The sequence below is a fragment of the Pseudomonas sp. GL-B-12 genome, assembly GCF_019955895.1.
GTDB lineage: Bacteria > Pseudomonadota > Gammaproteobacteria > Pseudomonadales > Pseudomonadaceae > Aquipseudomonas.
In genome coordinates this window covers 1-25588 of record NZ_JAHBCX010000048.1, presented here as the reverse complement: position 1 = coordinate 25588, position 25588 = coordinate 1, and the positions used below count along the sequence as shown (strand labels likewise).

25 protein-coding genes are annotated in these 25588 nt (G+C 59.6%); 11 read left to right on the top strand and 14 right to left on the bottom strand.

The window, feature by feature from the left end; all coding sequences use genetic code 11:
- Positions 1–138: 138 nt before the first annotated feature.
- Positions 139–507 (top strand): PilZ domain-containing protein, encoded by a 369-nt coding sequence (locus KGA85_RS24380; protein ID WP_223459188.1) that lies wholly within the window; start codon positions 139–141, stop codon positions 505–507.
- 84 nt (positions 508–591) lie between these two features.
- On the opposite strand, the gene radA is transcribed toward KGA85_RS24380, so the two are convergent.
- Positions 592–1959, bottom strand: a complete 1368-nt coding sequence (gene radA, locus KGA85_RS24375) for a DNA repair protein RadA (RefSeq protein ID WP_008004292.1) — start codon at positions 1957–1959, stop codon at positions 592–594.
- 638 nt (positions 1960–2597) lie between these two features.
- Here radA and mscL point away from each other — a divergent pair.
- On the top strand, positions 2598–3011 hold the full coding sequence (gene mscL / locus KGA85_RS24370) for a large-conductance mechanosensitive channel protein MscL (RefSeq protein WP_008004290.1): 414 nt from the start codon (positions 2598–2600) through the stop codon (positions 3009–3011).
- Positions 3012–3058: 47 nt separating this feature from the next.
- Here the strand turns inward: mscL and KGA85_RS24365 are convergent, their stop codons facing one another.
- A complete protein-coding gene (locus KGA85_RS24365; RefSeq protein ID WP_223459186.1) occupies positions 3059–3835 on the bottom strand; it encodes a ferredoxin--NADP reductase in 777 nt (258 codons plus the stop codon).
- A gap of 303 nt (positions 3836–4138) precedes the next feature.
- Between KGA85_RS24365 and KGA85_RS24360 the strand changes: the two genes are divergently transcribed.
- Both KGA85_RS24360 and KGA85_RS24355 read left to right on the top strand, forming a co-directional pair.
- On the top strand, positions 4139–4852 hold the full coding sequence (locus tag KGA85_RS24360; RefSeq protein ID WP_223459185.1) for a helix-turn-helix transcriptional regulator: 714 nt from the start codon (positions 4139–4141) through the stop codon (positions 4850–4852).
- Positions 4853–5027: 175 nt separating this feature from the next.
- Positions 5028–6152, top strand: a complete 1125-nt coding sequence (locus tag KGA85_RS24355) for a methyltransferase (RefSeq protein WP_223459183.1) — start codon at positions 5028–5030, stop codon at positions 6150–6152.
- A 64-nt stretch (positions 6153–6216) separates the two neighbouring features.
- On the opposite strand, the gene KGA85_RS24350 is transcribed toward KGA85_RS24355, so the two are convergent.
- From KGA85_RS24350 to KGA85_RS24340, 3 genes are all read right to left on the bottom strand, one after another.
- Positions 6217–6384: a DUF2474 domain-containing protein gene (locus tag KGA85_RS24350; RefSeq protein ID WP_015096916.1), complete on the bottom strand. Its 168-nt coding sequence runs from the start codon at positions 6382–6384 to the stop codon at positions 6217–6219.
- 100 nt (positions 6385–6484) lie between these two features.
- Positions 6485–7492 (bottom strand): cytochrome d ubiquinol oxidase subunit II, encoded by a 1008-nt coding sequence (gene cydB / locus KGA85_RS24345; RefSeq protein WP_223459181.1) that lies wholly within the window; start codon positions 7490–7492, stop codon positions 6485–6487.
- A gap of 3 nt (positions 7493–7495) precedes the next feature.
- Positions 7496–8932 carry a cytochrome ubiquinol oxidase subunit I gene (locus KGA85_RS24340; RefSeq protein WP_223459180.1) on the bottom strand — a complete coding sequence of 479 codons (1437 nt, stop codon included), beginning with the start codon at positions 8930–8932 and terminating at the stop codon, positions 7496–7498.
- Positions 8933–9459: 527 nt separating this feature from the next.
- Between KGA85_RS24340 and KGA85_RS24335 the strand changes: the two genes are divergently transcribed.
- Positions 9460–10710 carry an MFS transporter gene (locus KGA85_RS24335; RefSeq protein WP_223533658.1) on the top strand — a complete coding sequence of 417 codons (1251 nt, stop codon included), beginning with the start codon at positions 9460–9462 and terminating at the stop codon, positions 10708–10710.
- A gap of 6 nt (positions 10711–10716) precedes the next feature.
- Here KGA85_RS24335 and KGA85_RS24330 read toward each other — a convergent pair whose 3' ends face one another.
- Together KGA85_RS24330 and KGA85_RS24325 are read right to left on the bottom strand one after the other, a co-directional pair.
- Positions 10717–11268, bottom strand: coding sequence for a DJ-1 family glyoxalase III (locus tag KGA85_RS24330; protein ID WP_223459176.1), 552 nt, complete (start codon positions 11266–11268; stop codon positions 10717–10719).
- 68 nt (positions 11269–11336) lie between these two features.
- Positions 11337–11783, bottom strand: coding sequence for a DUF4879 domain-containing protein (locus KGA85_RS24325; RefSeq protein ID WP_223459174.1), 447 nt, complete (start codon positions 11781–11783; stop codon positions 11337–11339).
- Positions 11784–12006: 223 nt separating this feature from the next.
- Here KGA85_RS24325 and KGA85_RS24320 point away from each other — a divergent pair, with 223 nt between their 5' ends.
- Both KGA85_RS24320 and trmA read left to right on the top strand, forming a co-directional pair.
- On the top strand, positions 12007–13302 hold the full coding sequence (locus KGA85_RS24320) for an NCS2 family permease (RefSeq protein WP_223459172.1): 1296 nt from the start codon (positions 12007–12009) through the stop codon (positions 13300–13302).
- Positions 13299–14378 carry a tRNA (uridine(54)-C5)-methyltransferase TrmA gene (gene trmA, locus KGA85_RS24315; RefSeq protein ID WP_223459170.1) on the top strand — a complete coding sequence of 360 codons (1080 nt, stop codon included), beginning with the start codon at positions 13299–13301 and terminating at the stop codon, positions 14376–14378. The genes KGA85_RS24320 and trmA overlap by 4 nt, the downstream gene beginning before the upstream one ends.
- Before the next feature lie 56 nt (positions 14379–14434).
- On the opposite strand, the gene KGA85_RS24310 is transcribed toward trmA, so the two are convergent.
- Positions 14435–14881: a DUF2442 domain-containing protein gene (locus tag KGA85_RS24310; RefSeq protein ID WP_223459169.1), complete on the bottom strand. Its 447-nt coding sequence runs from the start codon at positions 14879–14881 to the stop codon at positions 14435–14437.
- A complete protein-coding gene (locus tag KGA85_RS24305; protein ID WP_223459167.1) occupies positions 14878–15306 on the bottom strand; it encodes a DUF4160 domain-containing protein in 429 nt (142 codons plus the stop codon). Before KGA85_RS24305 ends, KGA85_RS24310 begins: the two co-directional genes overlap by 4 nt.
- 226 nt (positions 15307–15532) lie before the next feature.
- Between KGA85_RS24305 and KGA85_RS24300 the strand changes: the two genes are divergently transcribed.
- The 3 genes from KGA85_RS24300 (at position 15533) to KGA85_RS24290 (ending at position 17885) form a co-directional block, all read left to right on the top strand.
- Entirely contained in the window at positions 15533–16444 is a 912-nt protein-coding gene (locus KGA85_RS24300) for a LysR family transcriptional regulator (protein ID WP_223459165.1), read from the top strand.
- 140 nt (positions 16445–16584) lie between these two features.
- Complete coding sequence (gene aroQ, locus KGA85_RS24295; RefSeq protein ID WP_223459163.1) at positions 16585–17025, top strand: type II 3-dehydroquinate dehydratase; 441 nt, start codon at positions 16585–16587, stop codon at positions 17023–17025.
- 5 nt (positions 17026–17030) lie between these two features.
- On the top strand, positions 17031–17885 hold the full coding sequence (locus KGA85_RS24290) for a shikimate dehydrogenase (protein WP_223533660.1): 855 nt from the start codon (positions 17031–17033) through the stop codon (positions 17883–17885).
- Between the two features lie 55 nt (positions 17886–17940).
- Here KGA85_RS24290 and KGA85_RS24285 read toward each other — a convergent pair whose 3' ends face one another.
- Together KGA85_RS24285 and quiC are read right to left on the bottom strand one after the other, a co-directional pair.
- Entirely contained in the window at positions 17941–18618 is a 678-nt protein-coding gene (locus tag KGA85_RS24285; protein WP_223533661.1) for a TetR family transcriptional regulator, read from the bottom strand.
- 102 nt (positions 18619–18720) lie between these two features.
- Complete coding sequence (quiC, locus tag KGA85_RS24280) at positions 18721–20622, bottom strand: 3-dehydroshikimate dehydratase QuiC (RefSeq protein ID WP_223534500.1); 1902 nt, start codon at positions 20620–20622, stop codon at positions 18721–18723.
- 506 nt (positions 20623–21128) lie between these two features.
- On the opposite strand from quiC, the gene KGA85_RS24275 reads away from it, so the two are divergent.
- A complete protein-coding gene (locus KGA85_RS24275) occupies positions 21129–22466 on the top strand; it encodes an MFS transporter (RefSeq protein WP_223459148.1) in 1338 nt (445 codons plus the stop codon).
- 62 nt (positions 22467–22528) lie between these two features.
- Here KGA85_RS24275 and KGA85_RS24270 read toward each other — a convergent pair whose 3' ends face one another.
- The 3 genes from KGA85_RS24270 to KGA85_RS24260 form a co-directional block, all read right to left on the bottom strand.
- Complete coding sequence (locus KGA85_RS24270) at positions 22529–23407, bottom strand: DMT family transporter (RefSeq protein WP_008052441.1); 879 nt, start codon at positions 23405–23407, stop codon at positions 22529–22531.
- A gap of 109 nt (positions 23408–23516) precedes the next feature.
- Positions 23517–24332, bottom strand: a complete 816-nt coding sequence (locus tag KGA85_RS24265) for a sugar phosphate isomerase/epimerase family protein (RefSeq protein WP_223533663.1) — start codon at positions 24330–24332, stop codon at positions 23517–23519.
- A 2-nt stretch (positions 24333–24334) separates the two neighbouring features.
- A complete protein-coding gene (locus tag KGA85_RS24260; RefSeq protein WP_223459144.1) occupies positions 24335–25390 on the bottom strand; it encodes a Gfo/Idh/MocA family protein in 1056 nt (351 codons plus the stop codon).
- Between the last annotated feature and the right edge of the window lie 198 nt (positions 25391–25588).

Sequence of the window (25588 nt, the reverse complement as noted above, 5' to 3'; positions counted from 1 at the left end):
CAAGAAAGACAGCCACCCCGAGTTTAGCGCTCCTGACGGCAAAGACCATACCCCGACATTGGTCTAGACACCTGCATGCGCTGGCATGCCTTTGATCATGCGGGTCTATAGTCAGCGTATATATCCGAGGATCGCGCCATGAGCGAGCCCCCTGCCGAACGTCGCCGCTTCAAACGTATTGCGTTCGATGTCCGAACCGAGCTGAGTCAGGGTGAGTCCACTTGGCCGGTGAAGTTGATTGATCTGTCGCTCAAGGGGTTGCTGATCGAGCGACCCGAACACTGGCAGGGCGATCGCCAGCAGGATTTCTCAGTGGATATTCATCTGAGCGATGACGTCGATATCGCCATGGATGTGCACCTGACCCACGAAGACCACGGCCAGCTCGGCTTTGTCTGCCGGCACATTAGCCTGGAATCCATCGAGTGCCTGCGACGATTGATCGAGCTCAACCTCGCTGACCCGCAGGAACTGGAACGAGAATTGGGTGCGCTGATCGAGATTTGACGGCCTGTCATCAATCCAATGTGGGAGCGAGCAAGTCGGATCGCCGCACCGCCGCTCCCACAGGTTTTGAGTTTCGTCCGTGAGTTACTCGAACAACGCGTCCAACGCCTGTTCCAGACGCGTGACGGCAATGATCTGCAACCCAGCCGGCGCCTCTTTCGGCGCATTGCCCTTGGGCACGATGGCCCGTTTGAAGCCGTGCTTGGCGGCTTCTTTCAAACGCTCCTGACCGCTCGGCACCGGACGCACCTCACCGGAAAGCCCGACTTCACCGAACACCAGCAGATCGTGGGGCAACGGCCGGTTGCGCAAACTGGACATCACCGCCGCCATCAACGCCAGGTCGGACGCCGTTTCCAGCACCTTGACCCCGCCGACCACGTTGAGAAACACGTCCTGATCATGGGTCGGAATGCCACCGTGACGGTGCAGCACCGCCAGCAACATCGCCAGCCGGTTCTGATCCAGCCCCAGCGTGACCCGACGCGGGTTGGCCAGGTGACTGTCGTCCACCAGCGCTTGTACCTCTACCAGCATCGGCCGCGTGCCTTCCCAGGTTGCCATCACCACGCTACCTGGGACTTCTTCCTGGGCCCGGGTCAGAAAAATCGCCGAGGGGTTGGAGACTTCTTTCAGACCCTTATCGGTCATGCCGAACACGCCCAGCTCATTGACCGCACCGAAACGGTTCTTTACCGCCCGCAGCAGACGCAGGCGCCCGTCGGACTCGCCTTCAAAATACAGCACGGTGTCGACCATGTGCTCCAGCACTCGAGGGCCAGCCAGCGCGCCTTCCTTGGTGACGTGGCCCACCAGGAAAATCGCCGTACCGCTCTGTTTGGCATAACGCACCAGCAACGCAGCGCTTTCACGCACCTGGGATACACCACCCGGTGCCGATTGCAGTTGCTCGGTAAAAATCGTCTGGATCGAGTCGATCACCATCACCTTGGGCTTTTCCTGACGGGCCGTGGCGATGATGGCTTCGATGCAGGTTTCGGTCATGACCCGCAGTTGATCCTGAGGCAACCCCAGGCGCCGCGCACGCATGGCCACTTGCTGCTGGGATTCCTCACCGGTGACATACAGCGCCGGCATGCTCTTGGCGAGGTTGCACAGGGTTTGCAACAGAATGGTCGACTTGCCGATGCCAGGGTCGCCACCGATCAGCACCACCGAGCCATCCACCAGACCACCACCCAGAACCCGGTCGAGCTCGCTGGAGGCAGTGGAGAAGCGCGGAATTTCTTCGACACTGACTTCGGCCAAGGTCTTGATCTGCGCCTGCTGGCCGGCCCAGCCGGTACGACCGCTGGGGGCTGCTGCCCCGCCGCTTTCCACCATGGTTTCGGTGAGCGTGTTCCAGGCCCCGCACTCACCGCACTGGCCGGCCCATTTGGGGAAGGTTGAGCCACACTCGGTGCAGCCGTACATGCGCTTGGCCTTGGCCATCGGAACTCCCGGAAAAAAACGCGATGATAGCTCAGCTGAAGCGCGCGAGTGCGGCCAGATACTTCGCAACCCTTTTGATGATTTCAATCAGTCCCATTAAACGCAGACATATTGATATACACTCACTTACAAGCCTTGTATAAGTTTTTTGTTTAACATAACCAATAAACCCTAGAGACAGACCTTACTGCACAACTTGAAAACCTATACAAACCTTATTCATTTACACACTTAATACACAACCCCAAAAACACCTACATAAAGCACGGTTATTAACTCAGGGGAACACGTAGCTTGTTAGCCCCAAAACCAACCAAATAGTCCACATCACTACAACTGCAATCGACTTTCAATACCGCCCGCTGACCACTAACTGCCCGATCAACTTTAACGTCCCGATTCAGTGATAGTCCCTCAACCTTGGCTCGCTCACACAAACGAAGCCAAATCGCTGAAAAACGTCGTATGCAAAACACCGCAGAAGACCTGGTCGCCCCACAGATGAGATCAATCGGTGAATTGTTCAACACCACCCAGGGCGATTGCTGGCAAGCACAGCAGGCAGTTGATTCGAGCAGGAAGCGATTTGCTGATTTACACTGCGTGCATCAACCTCATCTGTAACAAGGAAATAACCTATGGGCGTGCTCAATGAGTTCAAGGCCTTCGCGGTCAAAGGCAACGTGGTCGACATGGCCGTCGGTATCATCATCGGTGCGGCCTTCGGCAAGATCGTTACATCGTTTGTCGGCGACCTGATCATGCCGCCAATCGGGATGCTGATCGGTGGCGTGGACTTCAGTGATCTGGCCATAACGCTCAAGGCAGCGGAGGGTGCTACTCCCGCCGTGGTGCTGGCCTATGGCAAATTCATCCAGACCATCATCGACTTCGTCATCGTCGCCTTCGCGATCTTCATGGGTGTCAAGGCCATCAACCGCCTGAAGCGCGAAGAGGCCGTGGCCCCCAGCCTGCCGCCGGTTCCAACCAAGGAAGAAGAGTTGCTGGGCGAGATCCGTGACTTGCTCAAGGCCCAGAACAACCGGCCTTGACGGCATTAGCAAAAAATAAAACGGCGCCTTCGAGGCGCCGTTTTTTTTTACCAGAAGTTTTCCACCGCCACCTGGCCGGGTCGCCGGCTGAGGCTCAAGTGCATGTCCCGCTGTTTAAGCAGCTTGCGCGTGTCATCGATCATCTGCGGATTGCCGCACAGCATGACCCGTGAGTGCTCGGGCGTCAGCGCAACACCCGCGGCGCGCTCCAGTTCGCCGTTTTCAATCAGCGTGGTGATCCGCCCGTTCAATGAGCCGGGATGCTGTTCACGAGTGACCGTGGTGATGAATTGCAGTTTATGGGTGTACTCCGCCAGATACTCACGCTTCGCCAGCCCTGCGATCAGTTCCTGATAAGCCAGTTCCCGAGCTTCGCGAACGCTGTAGACCAGAATGATCCGCTCGAATCGCTCCCAGACTTCGAAGTCCTGGAGTATCGACAGGAACGGCGCGATGCCCGTGCCTGTGGCTAACAACCACAGATCGCGCCCATCGACAAACCGGTCCAGCGTCAGGTAGCCAAAGGCCTGGCGGTCGACCAGCAATGCATCGCCAACACCCAGCCGGCTCAGTTCGCTGGTGAACTCACCGCCCGGTACGACAATGGAAAAGAACTCGAGGAACTCGTCAAAAGGCGAAGACACCATCGAGTAGGCGCGCCATACCGTACTGCCGTCAGCCTTGGTAACGCCCAATCGGGCAAACTGCCCCGCCCGAAAACGAAACCCTGCATCCCGCGTGGCGCGCAGGGTAAACAGGTTCGGGGTCAGCGGATGAACCTCGAGCAAGGTCTGGCGCGTAAATTTTTCTTCGCTGACGGACATGGAAGTCTCCAATCAAAGATACCCCAGTGTCCCGCAAAGAAAGCAGCATAACCACCGACAATTTGTAGTGACATTAATCTGCACTAGGGACTGTTTACTAAATTCGACATACAACCATGATTATAAAATGCCATATGGCATTTTATAACTCATCGATCGCCTAAGAACCTGGAACACACTTTTCCAAGAGTTAAAAGAGCAAAATTGTCGAACCATAATCGTAGGAACTGTCCTACACTTCGTGGCGTGACGGATCTTGGATCCAATATTGCACCAGAAAGACAGGTTAATGGAGATCATTGTATGGAGATCTGGAAGGAGTCTCAGCTCAACCAATTGGCACACACACAAGAGATCAATACCGCCTATCGAATCGCGCTCAACTTCGCTAGAAACCTTGGATATAAATTTTGTGGCTTTTCAATTACTTCGAACTCAGTCGTGGCCGGCACCAGTTCGGTAAACCTGAACAATTTTCCCCATGAGTGGAACATTCAATATGAAAAAAACAATGCCACGCAAATAGACCCGGTAGTGGCGCACTGCAATCATTCAACATTGCCGGTTCTCTGGAGCGAAGAGCTTTTTTCCAGGACGCCATGGCTATGGCAGCAGCTGCAGCAACAAGGTTTGCAGCATGGCTGGTCCCAGGCGATCCACGATGAGGAAACCGGTCTGCGCAGTATTCTCAGCCTGGCCAGAAGCCATTGCCCGATTTCAGCCTATGAACTGTACGAGCATCTCGGATTCTCGGTGTTCATCAGTCGCCATTTGCACGCTCTGGCGATCGCAATGCAACCGAGAAAACCGGCTCGCCCTCAGGCTCCTCCCTTGTCACGGCGGGAACTCGAAGTATTAAAACTGTCGGCCGATGGCAAGACGGCCTATGAAATTGCCAGGATTCTCAATTTGAGTGAACGCACGGTCAACTTTCATGTGCACAGGGCTATCGAGAAGCTCGGTGTCAACAACAAGATTGCGGCAGTCATCGTCGCGGCCCGCTCCGGAGCCATCTGAAAGCGCCCGATTGCGGGAAAACCTGCGGGTAATCCAGGCAAAAAAAACGTACCATTTGCGGTCCCTCCTGAGTGATGACGTGTAGACCTCCACGACGCAGTTCACTCGGACGGCTCCGCCCGCTCCAACGCCTTAGGGCAGCGGGACATCCGTTGATTACCCAGAGCCCCGCCCCATGCCTTTGCTCGAAACACCCTTCGCCAGCCTCGACCTGATCCGCCAGCCCGAACAGCAGAACGAACCGCTGCAAGCTTTCGATGCGGCCGACGAATACCTGCTCAATCATCTGGCCGAGCAGCAGCCGGCGTCGGACACCCGGGTATTGGTGCTCAATGACAGTTTCGGCGCGTTGGCGGCCAGCCTGGCGGGCAAGGTGAAGGTGGTCAGCAGCGGTGATTCGTTCCTGGCTTTCCAGGGTCTGGAAAAGAACCTGGTGCGCAACGGCCTGGCGTTTGATGCGGTGCCGAGCGTACCCGCCAGCGAAGCCCCTGCCGGTCCGTTCGACTGCGTGCTGATCCGCGTACCGAAAACCCTGGCCCTGCTGGAAGAACAACTGATCCGCCTGCAAGGCCAACTGACACCTGGCGCCCAAGTGGTTGCCGCAGCCATGATCAAGCATCTGCCCCGGGCGGCGGGCGACTTGCTGGAGCGTTACATCGGCCCCGTGCAAGCCTCGTTGGCGGTGAAGAAGGCCCGGCTATTGATTGCCACGGCTCAAGACAAAACTCCAGCGGTGTCGCCTTACCCAACGCGATACCGACTCGACGAACCGGCCATCGAACTGCTCAATCACGCCAATGTGTTTTGCCGCGAAGGCCTGGACATCGGCACCCGGGCGTTTTTGCCACACCTGCCAAAAAACCTTGGCTCAGCGCGGGTCGCCGATCTCGGTTGTGGCAACGGCGTCCTGGCCATCGCCAGCGCCCTGCAAAATCCCGAGGCTCACTACACGCTGGTGGACGAGTCGTTCATGGCGGTGCAGTCGGCCGGCGAAAACTGGCGCGCAGCCTTGGGTGAACGGGAAGTGATCGTGCGAGCCGGTGATGGCCTGGCCGGCCAGGAACCGCAATCGCTTGACGTCGTGCTGTGCAATCCACCGTTTCACCAGCAACAAGTGGTGGGCGACTTCCTGGCCTGGCGGATGTTCCAGCAGGCCCGCGAAGCGCTGGTCGTGGGCGGCGCGCTGTACATCGTTGGCAATCGTCACCTGGGCTACCGCAGCAAGCTGGCGCGATTGTTCCGTGGCGTCGAGCAAGTGGCGGCCAATCCGAAGTTCGTGATCCTCAAGGCGCGCAAGTAACAGGCAAAAAAAACCCTCCGGTCGGAGGGTCGTAAATCCGTGCCTTGAGGCCACGGGAGAGATGTCAGTGCGTGGTCAGGCCGGCCGCGTTCATGAACAGACGCATCAGGCTGGCGACTATGAACAAGGCGCCCACGCTGCCGACCCAGATCAGGGCCAACCAGCCGAGCCGCTGCCACAGCGGCTTTTTTTCGGCTTCTTCAATGTCGTGCAGGGAATGTTTGCCGTTCATTGATAAATCCTCCGATGTAGATCGATGGCGTCTGTCAGGACGCCATCGTCGGAACGCCGCCCGGAGCAAGCTCGCTCCCACAGGTTCGCGGTGCACAGGGCTAGTGGTAGCCGTCTTCATGGGTGACCTTGCCGCGGAACACATAGTAGCTCCAGAAGGTGTAGCCCAGGATGAACGGGATGATGAACAGCGTGCCCACCAGCATGAAGCCCTGGCTTTGCGGCGGCGCGGCGGCGTCCCAGATCGAGATCGACGGCGGGATGATGTTCGGCCACAAACTGATGCCCAAGCCGCTGTAACCGAGGAAGATCAGCACCAGGGTCAGCAGGAACGGCGTGTAGTGCGCGTTGCGGGCCACGGCGCGGATCAGGCCGTACATCGTCACCAGCACCAGAATCGGCACCGGCATGAACCAGAACAGGTTCGGCATGGTGAACCAGCGTGCGGCGATTTCTGCGTGGGCCAACGGGGTCCAGATGCTGACGATGCCGATCACCGCCAGAAGTACGAAGGCCAATGGCCGTGCCAGGTCGTGCATCTGTTCCTGCAACTTGCCTTCGGTCTTCATGATCAACCAGGTGCAACCGAGCAACGCATACGCCACCACCAATGCCGCACCACAGAACATCGTGAACGGTGTCAGCCAGTCCAGTGAACCACCGGCGAACTGCCGATTGACCACCGGCAGCCCATCGATGAACGCGCCGAGTGCTACGCCCTGGAAGAACGTCGCAGTGACCGAGCCACCGATGAACGCCTTGTCCCACAGATGCCGCTTGTCGTCCCTGGCCTTGAAACGGAACTCGAAAGCCACGCCGCGGAAGATCAGCCCGATCAACATCAGGATCAGCGGCAGGTACAACGCCGAGAGCACCACCGAATAGGCCAGCGGAAACGCGCCGAACAACGCCGCGCCACCCAACACCAGCCAGGTCTCGTTGCCGTCCCAGACTGGGGCGACGGTGTTCATCATCACATCGCGATCCGTCTTGCCCGGAATGAACGGGAAGAGAATGCCGATGCCCAGGTCGAAACCGTCCATGACCACGTACATCATGACGCCGAAGATGATGATCACGGCCCAGATCAGCGGAAGATCAATACCCATGATTCAAATCTCCTTTGTCAGGCTGTGGCCGGCATCGGTGTGATCGTCGTCAGCGGCGGACAGCGGACGGGCCGGTGTGCGTTTCTGGCCGGGGCCTCCGTCGTTGGTTTCCTTGCCTTCGTCGATCTTCGGCCCCTTGCGCACCAGGCGCATCATGTAGCCAAGACCGGCGCCAAACAGCGCGAAATAAACCACGACAAACAGGATCAGGGTGATGCTCATCTGCACGAAGCTATGGTTGGACGACGCATCCGCCGTACGCATCAGGCCATAGACCACCCATGGCTGACGGCCGATTTCCGTGGTGAACCAGCCGGCGAGGATCGCGATCAGGCCGGACGGCCCCATCCACAATGCCAGGTACAGGAACGGCCGCGACGTGTAGAGGGTGTCGCGCTTGCGCAGCCACAGGCTCCACAAACCGGTGAAGATCATCAGGAAGCCCAGGCCGACCATGATCCGGAACGACCAGAACACGATGGTTGAATTCGGCCGGTCTTCAGGCGGGAACTCCTTGAGCGCCGGCACCTGTTTGTCCAGGGTGTGCGTGAGGATCAGGCTGCCCAGGTACGGGATCTCGACAGCGAACTTGGTTTTCTCTTCTTTCATGTCCGGCCAGCCGAACAGGATCAGCGGAGTCGCCTCGTTACCCTTGTTTTCCCAGTGGCCTTCGATCGCAGCGATTTTTGCCGGCTGATGCTCAAGCGTATTGAGGCCGTGGAAATCACCAATGACGGCCTGGATCGGCGCGACGATCAATGCCATCCACATGGCCATCGAGAGCATTTTGCGGATCGCCGGGTTGTCCTTGCCGCGCAGCAAATGCCAGGCCGCGGAGGAGCCGACGAAGAAGGCCGTGGCGACGAATGCAGCCGTGGCCATGTGCATCAGGCGATACGGGAACGACGGGTTGAAGATAACCGCCAGCCAGTCGGTGGGTATGACCTGACCGTTGACGATCTCGAAGCCCTGCGGGGTCTGCATCCAGCTATTGGAGGCGAGAATCCAGAACGTGGAGATCAATGTACCGATGGCCACCATCACGGTGGCGAAGAAGTGCAGGCCACGCCCGACCTTGTTCCAGCCAAACAGCATGACGCCGAGGAATCCGGCTTCGAGGAAGAATGCCGTGAGCACTTCATAGGTCAGCAACGGCCCGGTCACGGAACCGGCGAAGTCCGAGAAGCGGCTCCAATTGGTGCCGAATTGATAGGCCATTACCAGGCCGGAAACCACCCCCATGCCGAAGTTGACGGCAAAGATCTTCGACCAGAAATGGTAGAGGTCACGGTAGGTGTCGTTATGGGTTTTCAGCCACAGGCCTTCGAGTACTGCCAGGTAACTCGCCAGGCCGATGGTGATGGCCGGAAACAGGATGTGGAACGAGATGGTGAACGCGAACTGAATTCGGGCGAGATCAAGTGCCTCTAAACCGAACATAAGTCTTCCTCTGTCAGGTAGTACGGCTGCTGGCTGGAAGCCTGCACCCACGGCCCCCACGGGTATGGAGTGTGGCGAATCTCTGTTTGTTCTTTTTTTGCACGCATCACAACGCAGGGAGTCTGGCCTTGCGGCCGCCGGATCAATTCCTTTTGTGGGTTTTGATCTGGATCAATCAACGTTGAAAGAGTAGTCCCAATTTCGGGGATGAACCGCGTGGTCTTTTGCCGCGTGACAAGTTGCCTCACGGCTATCGAAATGGCCTGAAATAAATTGCCCGTGGCGAGGGAGCTTGCTCCCGCTCGGCTGCGCAGCAGTCGTCATAGCAATGAATGCCATTCACATGAAAGAGCGAACCTGCTGAGATTAGGGCTGCTTCTCAGCCCAGCGGGAGCAAGCTCCCTCGCCACAAGGTTTTCGGCGTTTGAAAAATCGATGTCTGGCTAACTATTTTTTTGTCACGGCAACTTTCTGTTACAGGTTGGTGATAATCTCGCCGTTCCCCTCTCCCCCAGATTTCCCCGCAGATGCCCAGCCAAGAGCCCTTGCTGTTACGTCACCATCGCCCTTTTCTCGCGTTCTGGCTGGCCCGGGTATTTACCGCCAGCGGCTTCCAGATGCTCACCGTGGCCATCGGCTGGAACCTGTATCAATTGACCGGCAACGTGCTCGACCTAGGTCTGGTCGGCCTGGTCGAGTTCGCCCCGCGCGTGCTGTTCATGCTGCACACCGGGCACGTCGCCGACCGCTATGACCGGCGCAAGGTTGCGGCGATCTGCCAGTTCCTGCAGGCATTGATCGCCCTGTCGTTGGCCATCGGCAGCGCGACCGACCATGTCACCCGGGAAATGATCTTTATCCTGGCCTTCCTGCTCGGTGCCGCTCGTTCCTTTGAAATGCCGACCACCCAGGCGCTGTTGCCAAGCATCGTGCCCAGCGCGCTGTTTCCCCGAGCGGTCGCCGCCGCACAATCGGCCCAGCAATCAGCCACCATCGTCGCCCCGGCCCTCGGCGGTTTGCTCTACGGCTTCGGCAGCGTCTGGGTGTATGGCCCGACGGTGCTGCTGTATGTCATCGCCTGTTCGCTGATGCTCAACCTGCCGGCCCGGCAAACCCCGCTGAACAAGGGCAAGGCCACTCTGGATTCGCTGCTGGCGGGCATTCGCTTTATCCGCAGTCGTCCGGACATTCTCGGGGCGATCTCCCTCGATCTGTTCGCGGTGTTATTGGGTGGTGCGACGGCACTGCTGCCGGTGTTCGCCAAGGACATTCTGCTGACCGGCCCGTGGGGCCTCGGCCTGTTGCGCTCGGCACCGGCAGTGGGTGCGCTGCTGATGTCGCTGTTCCTGGCGCGGTTTGCCGTGGAGCGCAACGTCGGGCGGGTGATGTTCACGGCCGTAGGCATCTTCGGCGTGGCAACCATCGCCTTCGGCCTGTCGACCTCGTTCTGGTTTTCCCTGGCGGTGCTGGTGGTATTGGGCGCGGCAGACATGATCAGCATGGTGATTCGCGCATCTTTCGTACAACTGGAAACACCGGACGAAATGCGCGGCCGGGTCAGCGCCGTGAACGGTTTGTTCATTGGAGCCTCGAACCAGTTGGGTGAATTCGAATCAGGCCTGACCGCCCATTGGTTCGGCACTGTGCCAGCCGTAGTCTTGGGCGGGATCGGAACGCTGGTGGTGACCGGGGTGTGGGTCAAACTGTTCCCGACACTGGCCAGCCGCGATCGCATGCACGTGGCTAAAGATGAAGAGAAGGAAGAGGCGAAAGTCTGACACTCTCTAAACGAGCAACTCCCCCGCCACTGCCATACGAGTGGCTTTACCGCAGAGTTGCTCCACCAGCGCCAGGGCAAACGCCAAAGCGGCGCCTGAGCCTTGGGCCGTGACGCAGTTGCCGTCGACCACCACCGGTTGATCGACAAAAGTACAGCCCGACAGTTGATGACTGGCCGAGGGCAGGCAGGTCATGCGCCGTTGACGCAATACGCCAAAGGCCTGCAGCGCCACGGCGGGCGCTTCGGCGATGCCGGCGAACAGGCGACCGGCTGCCGCCTGATCCATGATCAATTGTTGCAGGGGTTGGTGGGCTGCCAGGTGCTGCGAACCCACCGCACCACCGGGCAAGGCAATCAGGTCGAAGGGTTGCGCCAGCAAGTCCACCAGCATCGCATCGGAAGTCAGGCGAGTACCGCGGGCGCAGGTGAGCATGCGCCGCCCTTCGATACTGGCCACCACCACTTCTACTTTGGCGCGGCGCAGCACGTCGATCAGGGTCACGGTTTGCAGGTCATCGGTGCCCTCGGCGAGGGCAATCAAGGCTCTAAAGGTCATCAGATGCTGTCCACAGAATGATCTTTTAAGCGTAGACAGCTTTCCCGCCCCTTGTTCGAGACCTGTGGTTACTTGATGTAAAGCTGCGTCGACATCGTGTTGCCGGGCGCGTTGATCGAGGTATTGCTGAAGGTCAATGTGCCTTCCTGCTTGCCCGCCAGATCAAGAGCGTACAAATAGCCGACGGTTTTTTCCCCGGGGGTGCAACTGGTCAGGTTGCCGTTCTTGAACGCGCAAACCGGTGTCCGTGTGCCGTTCACCTCGAAACCATCGAGGGCGACATGGGCCTCACGCCCGTAGCCCACTTCCAGCACATACACCGTGATGTTCGGGCCATTGTGATCGCAACGCGTCCGGGTTTGCCCTTCGTCGATGTTCTCGACACCACAGGACGGCGACGCGACCTTGAGTACCTTCAATTGCGTCAGTGGCGGGGCCGAGGCCGCCACGGTCGTTTGAGCCCCGAGAAACAACGCCATCCATACACCGAAGGCGGCAACCAGACGCTTTTTCATGCAGGACCCATCCACCCCAAAAAAACCAGCGCGCAGTATGGCGCACTTGGCTTTGTCGCAAAACATCGACGACGATCACCGCCAAAGCAGCCATATTCCCAAGCTACTGGTATGATGCGCGGCTTTTTCCGGCCCACAGTAATTTCCAGGCGCGTTCTGCTGCCTGTGCTTTGCTGTTGAGGTCGATACATTCACGGCGCCCGGCGCGCCACGGGGAGCAGACATGCTGGAAAGGCTGTTTCAACTCAAGGCACACAACACCAACGTGCGGACCGAGATTCTGGCGGGCGTCACGACCTTTTTGGCCATGGCCTACATTCTGTTCGTCAACCCGAGCATCCTCGGCGAGACCGGCATGGACAAGGGCGCAGTGTTCGTCGCCACCTGCCTGGCCGCCGCCATCGGCTCGACGACCATGGGCCTGATCGCCAACTACCCGATCGCCCTTGCTCCGGGCATGGGCCTGAACGCCTTCTTCACCTACACCGTGGTCCTGCACATGGGCCATACTTGGCAAGTGGCGCTGGGTGCGGTGTTCATCTCGGCGGTGTGCTTCTTCCTGCTGTCGATCTTCCGCATCCGTGAATGGATCATCAACAGCATCCCGCTGCCTCTGCGCTCGGCGATTGCCGCCGGTATCGGCCTGTTCCTGGCGCTGATCGCCCTGCACAACGCCGGTATCGTGGTCAGCAACCCGGCGACCATGGTCGGCCTCGGTGACCTGAAACAACCGGCTCCGATCCTCGCTACCCTCGGTTTTGCCCTGATCGTCGCCCTCGAAGCCCTTGCCGTGCGCGGCGCGGTGCTGATCGGCATTCTGGTGGTGACCATCGTTTCCATCGTGATGGGCTTCACCCCGTTCGGCGGCGTGATGTCGATGCCGCCATCCCTGGCCCCGACCTTCCTGCAACTGGACATCAAGGGCGCGCTGGACATCGGTCTGGTCAGCGTGATCTTCGCCTTCCTGTTCGTCGATCTGTTCGATAACTCCGGCACTCTGATCGGCGTCGCCAAGCGCGCCGGTCTGATGCGCAAAGACGGTCACATGCCGAAAATGGGCCGCGCGCTGATCGCCGACAGCACCGCAGCCATGGCCGGTTCCCTGCTGGGCACTTCGACCACCACCAGCTACATCGAGTCCGCTGCTGGCGTGAGTGCCGGTGGCCGCACCGGCCTGACCGCCATCGTGGTCGCGTTCCTGTTCCTGCTGGCGCTGTTCTTCTCGCCACTGGCCGCCAGCGTTCCAGCCTTCGCCACCGCGCCGGCACTGCTGTTCGTCGCCGTGCTGATGACATCCGGTCTGGCCGAAATAGACTGGGACGACATTACCGTCGCCGCGCCGGTGGTGATCACCGCGCTGGCGATGCCGTTTACTTACTCCATCGCCAATGGCATCGCCTTCGGTTTCATTTCCTGGACTGCCATCAAGCTGATGTCCGGTCGCGGCCGTGAGCTGAACCCGGCGCTGGTGATCCTGTCGATTCTGTTCGTGATCAAGCTGGGTTGGTTCAACGCATGACTTTTGATTCCCAGGCCTACGCCGTTCAGCTCGAAGAAAAGGTCACGCGCTTGCGTGACCTGCTGGCCCCGTTCGATGCACCGGAGCCCGCCGTTTTCGATTCGCCGCTGAAAAACTTCCGCCTGCGCGCCGAGTTCCGCCTGTGGCGCGAGGCCGGCGAGCGTCACTACGCGATGTTTTCCCAGGAAGACAAACGCACGCCAATCCTGATCGAAGAGTTCCCGATTGCCAGCCTGCGCATCAACCAGCTGATGCCGCAGCTGAAGGCCGCGTGGCAAGCCAGTGCGCCCCTGAGCCACAAGCTGTTCCAGGTGGAGTTCCTGACCACTCTGGCCGGCGACGCGATGATCACCCTGTGCTATCACCGCCCGCTGGACGAGCACTGGCATACGGCGGCGTCGAAACTCGCGGCCGACCTGAACGTCAGCATCATCGGCCGCTCCAAGGGCAAACGCGAAGTCATCGGTCACGATTACGTGGTCGAGAAGCTGGAAGTCGGCGGCCGCACCTTCAGCTATCGCCAGCCTGAAGGCGCGTTCACCCAGCCCAACGGCACGGTGAACCAGAAGATGCTCAACTGGGCATACGATGCGCTTGGCGATCGCTCCGATGATTTGCTGGAGCTGTATTGCGGCAACGGCAACTTCACCCTGCCGCTCGCCACCCGCGTGCGCAAAGTGCTGGCCACCGAAATCAGCAAGACCTCGGTCAACGCGGCGCTGAGCAACCTCAGCGAAAACGCTGTGGATAACGTCACCCTGGTGCGCTTGTCCGCTGAAGAGCTGACCGAAGCCCTGAATGAAGTGCGCCCGTTCCGGCGCCTGCATGGCATCGACCTCAAGAGCTACGAGTTCGGTAGCGTGTTCGTCGACCCGCCCCGTGCCGGCATGGACCCGGACACCTGCGAGCTGACCCGGCGCTTCGACAACATCCTGTACATCTCCTGCAATCCGCAGACCCTGGCAGCCAACATCGCCCAACTGCACGACACCCACCGCATCACCCAATGCGCGATGTTCGACCAGTTCCCATGGACCCATCACATGGAATCCGGGGTGATGCTGACCCGGCGTTGATGGCGCCTGCCAGGCACAAAAAAGCCGTCTTCTCGACGGCTTTTTTGTGGGCACACTTACAAGACAACATCGACTTTGCGCGGGCGCCCGCCTTTCCTGCCGTTGGCCCGCGCGGCTTCAGACTTTGCGGCGCTGCTCTGGCGACCATTGCGCGAAGCGACGACCGAGGCCGCCATGGCCATCAGCGGCTTGCTCGCAGAAATCATCCCGGCGATAGATACATGCAGGTCTTTGCTTTCATGGCACAGTGCAGTACCCGCGTAACCGACAGTCAGACTGGCGAAGTCCCCGCCCTCAAAATCATCGAACTCCGGATAGTTGGCCACGGGCAACAATACGCCGCTGCCGTCTTCGAAGCTGACAGCCAGACAGGGGGCCTGGTAGGTAACCGCTGTCGCCTGCAGGCTATTTTTTCTACGTAATTCGCCACGTTCAATGGCTTTGTCCAGGCTACTTTCCGTTACGGGATTATCGGCCTGAACCTTGGCTTTTATCGTTTTCATAACTCGATCTCCACACCTTCCTGTGCGCCTATCAGGGACAGCAACGTCTTGTTCGATTCAGGTTCGTAGCAAGCCGATCCAATCATGTTGGTGGTACTGACAACCCTTTTCACCACAACGACTTCGTTGCTTTGCCAGTCCCACAATTGATTATCAAGACAAGCCGTTTGTAACTTTCGCCACCAGATGCCCCGGGCGCGCCGCAAATGGGCAGGTTGCTGGAGCGATTGGCGCAATCCCTCAAGCACCGCCAACGGTGGCCGACGCGAAAGCGGAACTACATCCCAGAGCTCGACACCGTTGTGCCAAAAGCTGAACCTGAATCTCGCACTCCACGTACCCGCCTCCACATGCGCATGGGGCGGACAATGCTCGTCTCGCAACATGATCACTACCGACAGTCCCTTGTGATTGCATATCTTCATGCTAACCCATCCGTTAGGTTAATGAATCCGAGGATTCGACATTCTCTGGAAAACCCGACCGCTGGCATTGGCCGTAGAATCATTTCTTGCGTCCTCAGACTAGCGTCCAGGCGTTACCCGGCCCTGCGGAACACCGCGCGCAATGGTAAGAAATCCTTTCATTACGGCTCTAGCACCTGATAAATACTGATCCAGCTCCTTCATCTGATCTCCGGTGTAATCAATCATGCAGCGACAATTCGAAGATCTTCAGTTGGGCAGCATTGAGCTGTTTTGCCTGGCCGCCGAAGCCGGCAGTTTTACTGCCGCGGCGCTGGTGGCAGGTGTCACCCCCGCGGCCGTGAGTCGTTCGGTGTCGCGCATGGAGGAACGCCTGGGCGTGCGTCTGTTTGCGCGCACCACCCGCAGCGTGAAGCTGACCGACAGTGGTCGCCGCTATTACGAGGAGTGCCGCCTTGCCCTGGCACAACTGGTCGAGGCCCAGCGCGAGGTGATGGGCCAGCAGCAAGTGCCGTCCGGTACCTTGCGCATCAGTATTCCGACCACCTACGCGCATCATCGAATCCTGCCTTTGTTGCCCGAATTTCGGGCGCGCTATCCGGCGGTGAAGGTCGAGTCGCACATCAGCAATCGCAACATCGATTTCGTCGGCGAAGGCTACGACATGGCGATTCGCGTGCGAGCCATCCCGGATTCCGGCCTGATCGCCCGACCGCTGGAAGATGCCGCCCTGGTGATGATCGCCAGCCCTGATTACCTGAAACGGGCCGGCACTCCGCAAACCCTCGACGACCTCGAAAACCACGAGTGCATTCAGTACGAATTGCCCAGCAGTGGCCGGCGCATTGCCTGGTTGTTCAACGATGAAGGCGTGCCCCGGGAGATTCTGGCCGAAGGCAGCCTCAGCTGTTCCGACGATGTGCTGGGCGGTGTCACCTTGGCCAAACACGGGGCGGGGTTGTTTCAGACCTACCGTTTTATCGTGGAAAAGGAACTGGCCGACGGCTCGCTGCTGGAAGTGCTCAAGCCCTATGGCGGGCGGTCGCGGCCGTTTACCTTGCTGTACCCGCAAAGTCGGCATGTACCGCTGCGCTTAAGGGCGTTCATTGATTTTCTGGTGGAGCATTTGCCGCGCTGAACACCGAAAGTGTCCGATCACCGCCCACAAACCGCCAGCGTGCCTTCACTCCAATTGACCAAATTAACTAGTTAGTACAATTTATCTCCACAGGCCGAGATCCTCGGCCGATTCCAAAAATAATAAGTGGAGAGATTCCGATGTCCCCTATCGTTCTGGTGCTCAACGGCCCGAACCTGAACCTGCTTGGCACCCGTGAACCGGCGACTTACGGCCACGAAACCCTGGCAGACATTTCGGTCCTGTGCGCACGTACCGCCGAAGAATTCGGTCTGGCAGTGGAGTTTCGCCAGACCAACCATGAAGGCGAATTGCTCGACTGGATTCACGCCGCCCGCGGTCGCTGCGCCGGGATCGTCATCAACCCTGCCGCGTGGACCCACACCTCCGTTGCGATCCGCGACGCCCTGGTCGCCAGCGAACTGCCGGTGATCGAAGTCCACCTGTCCAACGTGCACGCCCGCGAACCCTTCCGCCACCACTCGTTCGTATCCGCCATTGCAACGGCGGTGATGGCCGGTTTTGGCAGTCATGGCTATCGCCTGGCGTTGGAACACTTCAGTCATCGTTTGAAAGGGTGATCGCCGTGACTCAGAACCACGTGATACTGGCCGGGCTGATTGGCGCCGGCATCCAGGCTTCCCGCACACCGGCCATGCACGAGCATGAAGGCGATGCCCAGGGGCTGCGCTACCTGTATCGCCTGATCGATCTTGATCAGTTGAAACTCGACAGCAACGCCCTGCCCGACCTGCTGATGGCTGCCGAGCGCATGAACTTCACCGGGCTGAACATCACCTTTCCATGCAAGCAGGCGATCATCCCGCTGCTCGACGAACTGTCGCCGGAGGCCCGCGGTATCGGTGCGGTCAACACGGTGGTGCTCAAGGATGGCAAACGCATCGGCCACAACACCGACTGCCTGGGCTTTGCCGAGGGCTTTCGCCGGGGCTTGAAGGGCGTTGCCATTGAACGTGTCGTACAGATGGGCGCCGGCGGCGCAGGTGCGGCGGTGGCCCACGCGTTGTTGAGCGAAGGCGTACAACAGCTGAGCATTTTTGACGTGGACATCCGTCGCGCCCAGGATCTGGCCGACAATCTCAATCAGCATTTCGGCGTCGCTCGAGCGGTGGCCGGGTATGACCTACCCAGCGCCATGGCCCAGGCTGACGGCCTGGTGAACACCACACCGATGGGCATGAAAAAGCTGCCGGGCATGCCGGTGCCGGTGGAGTTGCTGCGGGCCGAATTGTGGGTGGCGGAGATCGTCTACTTCCCGCTGGAAACCGAACTGCTGCGCAACGCCCGCGCCCTCGGTTGCCGGACGCTGGACGGCGGCAACATGGCGGTGTTTCAGGCGGTGAAGGCGTTCGAGTTGTTCAGCGGCGTGGTACCGGATGCCCAGCGGATGCTTGAGCATTTCCAGAGCATGAATGACTGAAAAGCTTCGCGGGCAAGCCACGCTCCCACAGGATCGTAGCTTGCCCGCGATGGATTCAGGTCTGCAGGTAGCGCAATACCGACTCGCAAATCATCTCCCGATGACGCTGCTTGATGCATTCGTCCGGCAGGTCGATCTGAAAAATCTCACCAAAGGTGTGGCGGTTCGAGACGCGATAGAAGCAGAACGAACTGATCAGCAGATGCACATCCAGCGGATCAAGACCGGTACGGAACAGCCCTTGCTCGGCACCGCGACGCAGAATCTCGCCCAGTGAATCGAGGATAGTGTTGTTCATCGCCTTGATCGCATCGGAGCGCTTCACGTACTCGGCGTTGTGAATGTTCTCGATACTGACTATGCGCACGAAATCGACGTTGCGATCATGGTGATCGAAGGTGAACTCCACCAGCCGCCGAATGGCTTCGACCGGCGCCAGCTCCGCCAGGTGCAGGCGATTTTCGGTGTTGCGGATATCGCCGTAGAGTTTCTCCAGCACCTCGACATAGAGCTGCTCCTTACTGCCGAAGTAGTAATAGATCATGCGCTTGGAGGTGTGGATGCGCTCGGCGATGGCATCGACGCGAGCCCCGGAAAGCCCCTGCTGGACGAATTCGACAATCGCCTCCTGCAGGATGTTTTCGCGGGTCTTTTCCGGGTTGTTCTTGCGACTCTTGCGCGGCTCGGCACCAGGTTCTACGGAGGCTGCGGGGAGTTCTGAGGTCATTGTCATTGCGGGCTCACGGCCATCACTGCACAGGCTGGCGATTATGGGCTGCGCGGCACGGTGAAGGAAGCCGCGCAGCCCACGTTTAATCCCGCGTTTACGAATTTCCTACAACTTCGCCTGGCGCAATGCGCCGCTACGGGATTTGGCCATGGCCGCCAGGCGCACCGCGACGTTGGCCGCGCCGTAGCCGGCATAACCGTTTTTACGCTGGATGATCTCGAAGAAGAATCGCCCCTCGAACGGCTCGGTGTACACATGAAACAACTCACCGCCCTGGGCGTCGCGGTCGTACAACACGTTGTAATAGGCCAGTTCGCTGAGGAACTCGTCGTCGAAATCGAATCGCGCCGCCAGGTCATCGTAGTAGTTGAGCGGGATATCCAACAGCGGCACGCCCGCCTCTTTTGCACGACTGACCTGAGCAAAGATGTCATCACAATCAAACGCGATGTGATGCACACCGGAACCGCGATAACTCGACAGCGCGTGGGAGATCGCGGTGTTGCGGTTCTCGGAAATGTTCAGTGGCAGGCGGATCGAACTGTCCCGGCTGCGCAGGGCACGGCTCTTCACCAGACCGTAAGGATCCGGCAGTACGACTTCATCGTCCGCCTCGAAATCCAGCAGGCTCTTATAGAACAGCACCCAGCTGTCGAGGCTGTCGGCCGGCAGCGCCATGGCCATGTGGTCGATGCGCTTGAGGCCACCGCTGACCGGCGCATCCGTCAGCAGATTGAAGTCGGTGCCGTAGACGTCGGCATCCTGGTCCACCAGATAGATCAGGCTGCCATCCGGCGCACGCACGGCGGCGAGTTCCAGTTCATTCGGGCCGACCAGCCCGCGATAAGGCTGGCCCTTGTAGGCCACGGCTCGGGCCAGCGCGCTGGCGCTGTCCTTGACCCGCACGGCGGTAGCGCACAACGAAGGGCCGTGGGCCTCAAAGAAACTGTGACCGAACGAGTAAGGTTCGGAGTTGAGGATCAAGTTGATATCACCCTGGCGCATCAGGCTGACACTCTTGGAGCGATGCTGCCCGGCCTTGACGAAACCCAGTCGCTCAAGCCAATGGGCGAGCTTGGCGCCGAGGCTTTCGTCCACGGCAAACTCCAGGAACTCGATGCCGTTGTACTCGCTGGCCTTGGGCGTTTCGAACAGAATCTCGGGGTTGCCCGCAGGCTTGGCTTCCTGCGCCAGGCGCTCGCGGGTTTTCTCTTCCAGATACAGCAACGAACGCAAGCCGTCGGCGGCGTTGGCTCGTGGTGGCGCGGCGCGGAAACCGTCGTTGAAGATCTCCAGCGACAAAGGCCCGGTGTACCCGCTCTTGATGATCGGCGCGAGGAACCCCGGCAAGTCGAATTCACCCTGGCCCGGGAAGCAGCGAAAATGCCGGCTCCACTCCAGCACGTCCATGGCCAGGATCGGCGCGTCAGCCATTTGCACGAAGAAAATCTTGTCGCCGGGAATCTCGGCGATAGCACTTGGATCGCCCTTGAGCGACAAGGTGTGAAAGCTGTCCAGCAACACGCCGAGGCTTGGGTGATCGGCCTGACGCACGATGTTCCACACCTGTTGCCAGGTGTTCACATGCCGGCCCCAGGCCAGCGCTTCGTAACCGATGCGCAGGCCACGTGCCCCGGCGTGCTCGGCCAGCAGTCGCAAGTCGTCGACCAGGATCTGCTCATCACCGATGGACTCGGCCGAGGCATTGCTGCACACCAGCACCAGGTCAGTGCCCAGCTCCTGCATCAGGTCGAACTTGCGCTCGGCGCGTTCCAGGTTGCGCGACAGGCGATCGCGGCGGCAGCCTTCGAAATCGCGGAACGGTTGAAACAGCGTGATGGCGATCCCGAGATCGGCGCACATCTGTTTAATTTCCCGTGGACTACCGTCGTAGTAGAGAAGGTCGTTCTCGAAAATCTCGACGCCGTCGAACCCGGCGGCGGCAATGGCTTCGAGTTTTTCCGGCAGGGTACCGCTCAAGGATACGGTGGCAATGGAACGCTGCATGTTTCGGCTCCCGGTGGAGGCTTCGGCTACAGGGAATTTGCGCCGCTTTTAAAAGAGTGAACCGATTATTGAGCCGGTCGGTGCATTGAGCAATTTAAAGTGTACTACCCAGTTAGTTTTGCGTGCGATTATCGAACACAATGGCCGATAGCGAATTGACGACTTTTTGTTCACTGCGCAACATCAACACCACATTGGGTCCGGTCTTGAAATCGTCGGCCCCGGTCAACAAAACCCAGAACACCACATAAAAATTTCAAAAAACGGGTATACGCTCATGCGCTCATTCAACGCCTTGCTCACTCGCTCCACCGTCATTACGCCTTGCCTGGCGCCCATCCGAACCCCGCGCACCGCCGGCACAACCGTGCCCGCTCGCTGAATATCCCGTCAGCCGACGAACACAGCCGATCAGCCCTTTCGCGCACGCCGCGACAGACCGATTGATCACGCGCCCTTGAAGTCACGACGAGCCCCGCTTGTCAGTCATTGAACGGATGGCACACATGATTCCTTCTCAAAGCTCTCGCATGGCACCTGCCATGAGCACCGCCACCGGCGGTATCGGCGACAAGATTCGCGGCGCCATGGCAGTCGGCAAAACCCGTTGGGGCATGCTGGCACTGGTGTTTTTCGCCACCACCCTGAACTACATCGACCGCGCTGCCCTGGGGGTGATGCAGCCGATCCTGGCCAAGGAAATGAGCTGGACGGCGATGGACTACGCCAACATCAACTTCTGGTTCCAGGTCGGTTACGCCATCGGCTTCGTGCTGCAAGGCCGCTTGATCGACCGGGTCGGCGTCAAGCGCGTGTTCTTCTGCGCCGTGCTGCTCTGGAGCCTGGCGACCGGCGCCCACGGCCTGGCCACTTCGGCGGTCGGCTTCATGGTTTGCCGATTCATCCTCGGCCTGACCGAAGCGGCGAACTATCCGGCCTGCGTGAAAACCACACGCCTGTGGTTCCCGGCCGGCGAGCGCGCCGTGGCCACCGGCATTTTCAACGCCGGCACCAACGTCGGTGCGATGTTCACCCCGATGCTGCTGCCACTGATCCTGCACGTCTGGGGCTGGCAGGCCGCGTTCCTGTGCATGTCGGCACTGGGCGGGATCTGGCTGGTGCTCTGGGGCCTGAAGTACTTCAACCCGGAAGACCACCCGAGCGTCAAACAGTCGGAGCTGGACTACATCCAGAACGAAGTCGAACCGGAACAAACCCGCGTGCCGTTCTCGAAAATCCTGCGCATGCGCGGCACCTGGGCCTTCGCCCTCGCCTACTCGATGACGGCGCCGGTGTTCTGGTTCTACCTGTACTGGCTGCCGCCGTTCCTCAACCAGCAATACAACCTGGGCATCAACGTCACCCAGATGGGTATCCCGCTGATCATCATCTACCTCACTGCCGACTTCGGTAGCGTTGGCGGCGGCATCCTCTCCTCGTTCCTGATCGGTCGCGGCGTCAACCCGATCAAGGCGCGACTGATGTCCATGTTCCTGTTCGCCTGCTGCATCATCGGCGTGATCATGGCCGCCGGCTCCAGCAACCTGTGGGTCGCGGTGTTCGCCATCTCCTTGGCCATCGGCGCGCACCAGGCCTGGACCGCGAACATCTGGAGCCTGGTGATGGACTACACGCCCAAGCACATGATGAGTACGGTGTTCGGCTTCGGCGGCATGTGTGCGGCGATTGGCGGGATGTTCATGACCCAGTTGGTCGGCCACATCCTGACCGTCACCAACAACAACTACACCGTGCTGTTCACTATCATTCCGGCGATGTACTTCATTGCGCTGACCTGGATGTACTTCATGGCACCGCGCAAGATTCCGAAAGTAGAAGACTGATGTTCCCTCGGCGCAGGCCCGATCTCGGGTCTGCGCTTTTTTTGTCTGCGTTTTGCCGCAGCTTAGCGGCGACTTTGCTGCCAGGCTGCCGCCAACCCGCTGCAGCAGATCACGGCAATGCCGAGCACGGTGGTCAGTGTCGGTGTATGGGAAAACAGCAGCCAGCCCAGCAGGCCGGCGAAGATAATCTGGCAATAGCTGAACGGCGCCAGCAGTGCCGGTGCCGCGAGGCGGAAAGCCTGGGTCAGGAACAGGTGAGCCGTCATCCCGCAGGCCCCCAGCGCCAGCATCATCGCGCCATGCACCAGGTTCGGCGTCTGCCAGAAGAACGGCACCAGCGCACTCATCACCAGCGTGTTGCACAAGCCGGCGAAGAAGTTGCTGGTGGTCGGGCTGTCGATCTCGCTGAGCTTGCGCGTCAGCAGTTGATAGAAGCAGAAAAACAGCGCCGAGCAGAACGGCAGCAACACCGCCGGGGTAAACAGATCACCCCCGGGGTGAACGATGATCAGCACTCCGCTAAAACCGAAAATCACCGCCAGCCATTGCCCTCGCGTCACGCGCTCGCCAAGCAGCGGTACCGACAGCGCGGTGACCAGCACCGGAGCGAGGAAGTTGACCGACGTGGCCTCGGCCAGCGGGATGTACATCAGCCCCGTGGTGAAAAACAGACTGGTGCCCAGCAGGCACAACGCCCGGATCACCTGCAGTAACGGCCGTTTGGTACGCAGCACCCGCAGCCCGGACTGCGGCAGGAAAATCCCGGCCATCAGCAAGGTGTGAACCACGTAGCGCGCCCAGACCACCATGACAATGGGATAGAAACCGGAGAGGTACTTGGAAAAGGCGTCGTGGCTGGAAAACAGGAAGGTTGCGACAACGATCAGCAGGATCCCTTTGAAGGGCTGATTGACGCCGGAAAGCGGGGTGCTGACGGTCATTGGGTTTCCTTACTTGAAGTCAAAAGCATCACGGGCAAACCACGCTTCCACCCAGTCAGCATAGAACCTGTGGGAGCGTGGCTTGCCCGAGATAGGTGCGCAGCACCGATTACAGCCGCGCCAACAATTCCCGGGTTTTATCCAGCGCCATCTGCGCCCGGTCCAATCCACTCACGCCCTGCTCCAGCAACTGCACGGTGGGAATCTCCAGGCTCAATGGAATGTCAGCCGGCAAACCGCGCAACAACCCCGGCAGGTCACAATCGCCATCGCCGGGGAAACGCCGTTCGTTGCGCGCCTGGCGCAAGATCTCCGCCATGTCGGCCGGCCGAGGTCCTGCGACGTCACACAACTGTGCATACCGTAACCGTGAGGGGGCAACTTTGACCAGTTCTTCCAGCCGCGATCCAGAGCGGTCGAAGTGGAAGGCGTCGACCAATACGCCGCCGTTTTCACGCCCGGCGTTTTCCACGATACGTGTGGCTTGTTGAAGATTGCGCGCATCGGTCCAGGGCATGAACTCCAGGTGCGGGTGCAGCCCATAGGCTGCCGCCAGATCACAGAGCTCGGCAAAATGCTGCGTCAGCCGCTGTTCGTCAGGATCGTTACCGGCCACCAGCAACTCACTGGCGCCGAACTCGGCACCCACAGCGAGGATTTTCTCGAAATCGTCGACGACGGTTTCCGGCTTGAGCCGCAGGATTTCGACGTCCAGCACCCGAATACCGGTATCGCGCAGACGCGCCAGGGTCTGGCGCCGCAATTCGTGGTCGGCCACCAAGGCAAAATGGTGCTCCTCCGGGGTCGCCGGTACCAGACGCAAGCCGACATGACTGTAACCGGCCCGCGCGGCGACCTCGACCATATCGGGCGGTGACAACTCAAGCACGGTCAGGCTGGCCAGGGAGAAGATACGTTCGCTCATGCTCAACCCTCGATCAAGGATGGCGTGCAGGCACGCCCGGTTTCGGCGGCTTCGCGGATGGCTTCGATCAGCGCCAACGTACGCGCGGCATCGGCGGCACTCACCAGCGGCTCGACCTCCCGGCGCGCAACGCGCACGAAGTGCTGCAACTGCAAACGCAGGGCTTCATCGGCACTGAAGCTTTCCTGGGTTGCCAGCAACGATTGATGCCAGCCGCCATCGACTTCGTTGTAGTGCCAGCGTTTTAGCTGCGGAATGCTCAGCGCCCCACCTGTCCCGGCCAGCAAGTAGCACGGTTGATCAGGATGACGCGGATACACCGGGTTTTCCCCCGAATCCAGCTCCCAGCTCCAGGGCGCAGCCACCGCATCGGAGCCGGTCAGGCTGCCCAGTGCACCGTTGTCGAATTGCAGCAGTACTGCCGCGCAATCTTCGTTGGCAAACCCGCGAATGGCATTGCTGGTGATGGCCTGAACCTGACGCACTTCACCGCACAAATGCCGCAGCAGATCGAGGTCGTGGATCAGGTTGGTCAACAACATCCCCGCACCGGCCTCGCGGCGCCAGGGTGTTTCAAAATAGCTGTCGGGCTTGCGCAACTGCCAGAGCGCCGTGACCGTGGTCAACCGACCCAATGCGCCGCTGTGGATAAGTTCGTGGGCGCGGACGATCAGCGGATTGTGCCGGCGGTGATGTCCGACCAGTACCGGAACGCCACTCGCCTTCGAGGCAGCCACCAGTTCTCTGGCTTCATCCAGGTGCACGCCCACCGGTTTTTCCAGCAATACCGGCACGCCGGCCGCGAGGCAATCGAGGGCCGTGCTGACGTGCAGGGTGTTCGGGTTGGCGACGATGACAGCGTCTGGCTTCGCCTGCTCCAGCATCTGACGATGATCGGCGAAACAGGCTACGCCCCATTCAGCCGCAAGACTGGCCGCCTGCGGTCCGGGATCGGCCACGGCGCACAACGTCGCTTCAGTCAGGGATTGCAGATGCTGGTAGTGCTGCTGGCCCATGTTGCCAGCACCGATCAGGGCGATGCGAAGTGGCGAATTCAAGATGCGGTCCTCTTGTGAGTGTTATTGGAGCGATGAATTCCAATAATTTAGAACCTGGTTCCAGATTCTTACACAGACCTGTCCTGAAAGTGTTCGAACAGCGCACAGCTTCTCAAGTTGAACGCTGTTCAAAATGTGGGAGCGGGCTTGCTCGCGAATGCGGTGTGTCATGCGATCTGGATGGCGACTGGCACACTG

Bases quoted from the DNA above. Each gene is read 5' to 3' on its own strand.
- aroQ (WP_223459163.1), top strand. From the start codon at position 16,585: ATGTCCCCTATCGTTCTGGTGCTCAACGGCCCGAACCTGAACCTGCTT.
- KGA85_RS24355 (WP_223459183.1), top strand. From the start codon at position 5,028: ATGCCTTTGCTCGAAACACCCTTCGCCAGCCTCGACCTGATCCGCCAG.
- KGA85_RS24275 (WP_223459148.1), top strand. From the start codon at position 21,129: ATGATTCCTTCTCAAAGCTCTCGCATGGCACCTGCCATGAGCACCGCC.
- KGA85_RS24330 (WP_223459176.1), bottom strand. From the start codon at position 11,268: ATGACCTTTAGAGCCTTGATTGCCCTCGCCGAGGGCACCGATGACCTG.
- KGA85_RS24335 (WP_223533658.1), top strand. From the start codon at position 9,460: ATGCCCAGCCAAGAGCCCTTGCTGTTACGTCACCATCGCCCTTTTCTC.
- KGA85_RS24360 (WP_223459185.1), top strand. From the start codon at position 4,139: ATGGAGATCTGGAAGGAGTCTCAGCTCAACCAATTGGCACACACACAA.
- mscL (WP_008004290.1), top strand. From the start codon at position 2,598: ATGGGCGTGCTCAATGAGTTCAAGGCCTTCGCGGTCAAAGGCAACGTG.
- KGA85_RS24380 (WP_223459188.1), top strand. From the start codon at position 139: ATGAGCGAGCCCCCTGCCGAACGTCGCCGCTTCAAACGTATTGCGTTC.
- KGA85_RS24320 (WP_223459172.1), top strand. From the start codon at position 12,007: ATGCTGGAAAGGCTGTTTCAACTCAAGGCACACAACACCAACGTGCGG.
- KGA85_RS24265 (WP_223533663.1), bottom strand. From the start codon at position 24,332: ATGAGCGAACGTATCTTCTCCCTGGCCAGCCTGACCGTGCTTGAGTTG.
- KGA85_RS24340 (WP_223459180.1), bottom strand. From the start codon at position 8,932: ATGTTCGGTTTAGAGGCACTTGATCTCGCCCGAATTCAGTTCGCGTTC.
- KGA85_RS24350 (WP_015096916.1), bottom strand. From the start codon at position 6,384: ATGAACGGCAAACATTCCCTGCACGACATTGAAGAAGCCGAAAAAAAG.
- KGA85_RS24300 (WP_223459165.1), top strand. From the start codon at position 15,533: ATGCAGCGACAATTCGAAGATCTTCAGTTGGGCAGCATTGAGCTGTTT.
- cydB (WP_223459181.1), bottom strand. From the start codon at position 7,492: ATGGGTATTGATCTTCCGCTGATCTGGGCCGTGATCATCATCTTCGGC.
- KGA85_RS24305 (WP_223459167.1), bottom strand. From the start codon at position 15,306: ATGAAGATATGCAATCACAAGGGACTGTCGGTAGTGATCATGTTGCGA.
- KGA85_RS24285 (WP_223533661.1), bottom strand. From the start codon at position 18,618: ATGACAATGACCTCAGAACTCCCCGCAGCCTCCGTAGAACCTGGTGCC.
- KGA85_RS24325 (WP_223459174.1), bottom strand. From the start codon at position 11,783: ATGAAAAAGCGTCTGGTTGCCGCCTTCGGTGTATGGATGGCGTTGTTT.
- KGA85_RS24310 (WP_223459169.1), bottom strand. From the start codon at position 14,881: ATGAAAACGATAAAAGCCAAGGTTCAGGCCGATAATCCCGTAACGGAA.
- quiC (WP_223534500.1), bottom strand. From the start codon at position 20,622: ATGCAGCGTTCCATTGCCACCGTATCCTTGAGCGGTACCCTGCCGGAA.
- KGA85_RS24270 (WP_008052441.1), bottom strand. From the start codon at position 23,407: ATGACCGTCAGCACCCCGCTTTCCGGCGTCAATCAGCCCTTCAAAGGG.
- KGA85_RS24365 (WP_223459186.1), bottom strand. From the start codon at position 3,835: ATGTCCGTCAGCGAAGAAAAATTTACGCGCCAGACCTTGCTCGAGGTT.
- radA (WP_008004292.1), bottom strand. From the start codon at position 1,959: ATGGCCAAGGCCAAGCGCATGTACGGCTGCACCGAGTGTGGCTCAACC.
- trmA (WP_223459170.1), top strand. From the start codon at position 13,299: ATGACTTTTGATTCCCAGGCCTACGCCGTTCAGCTCGAAGAAAAGGTC.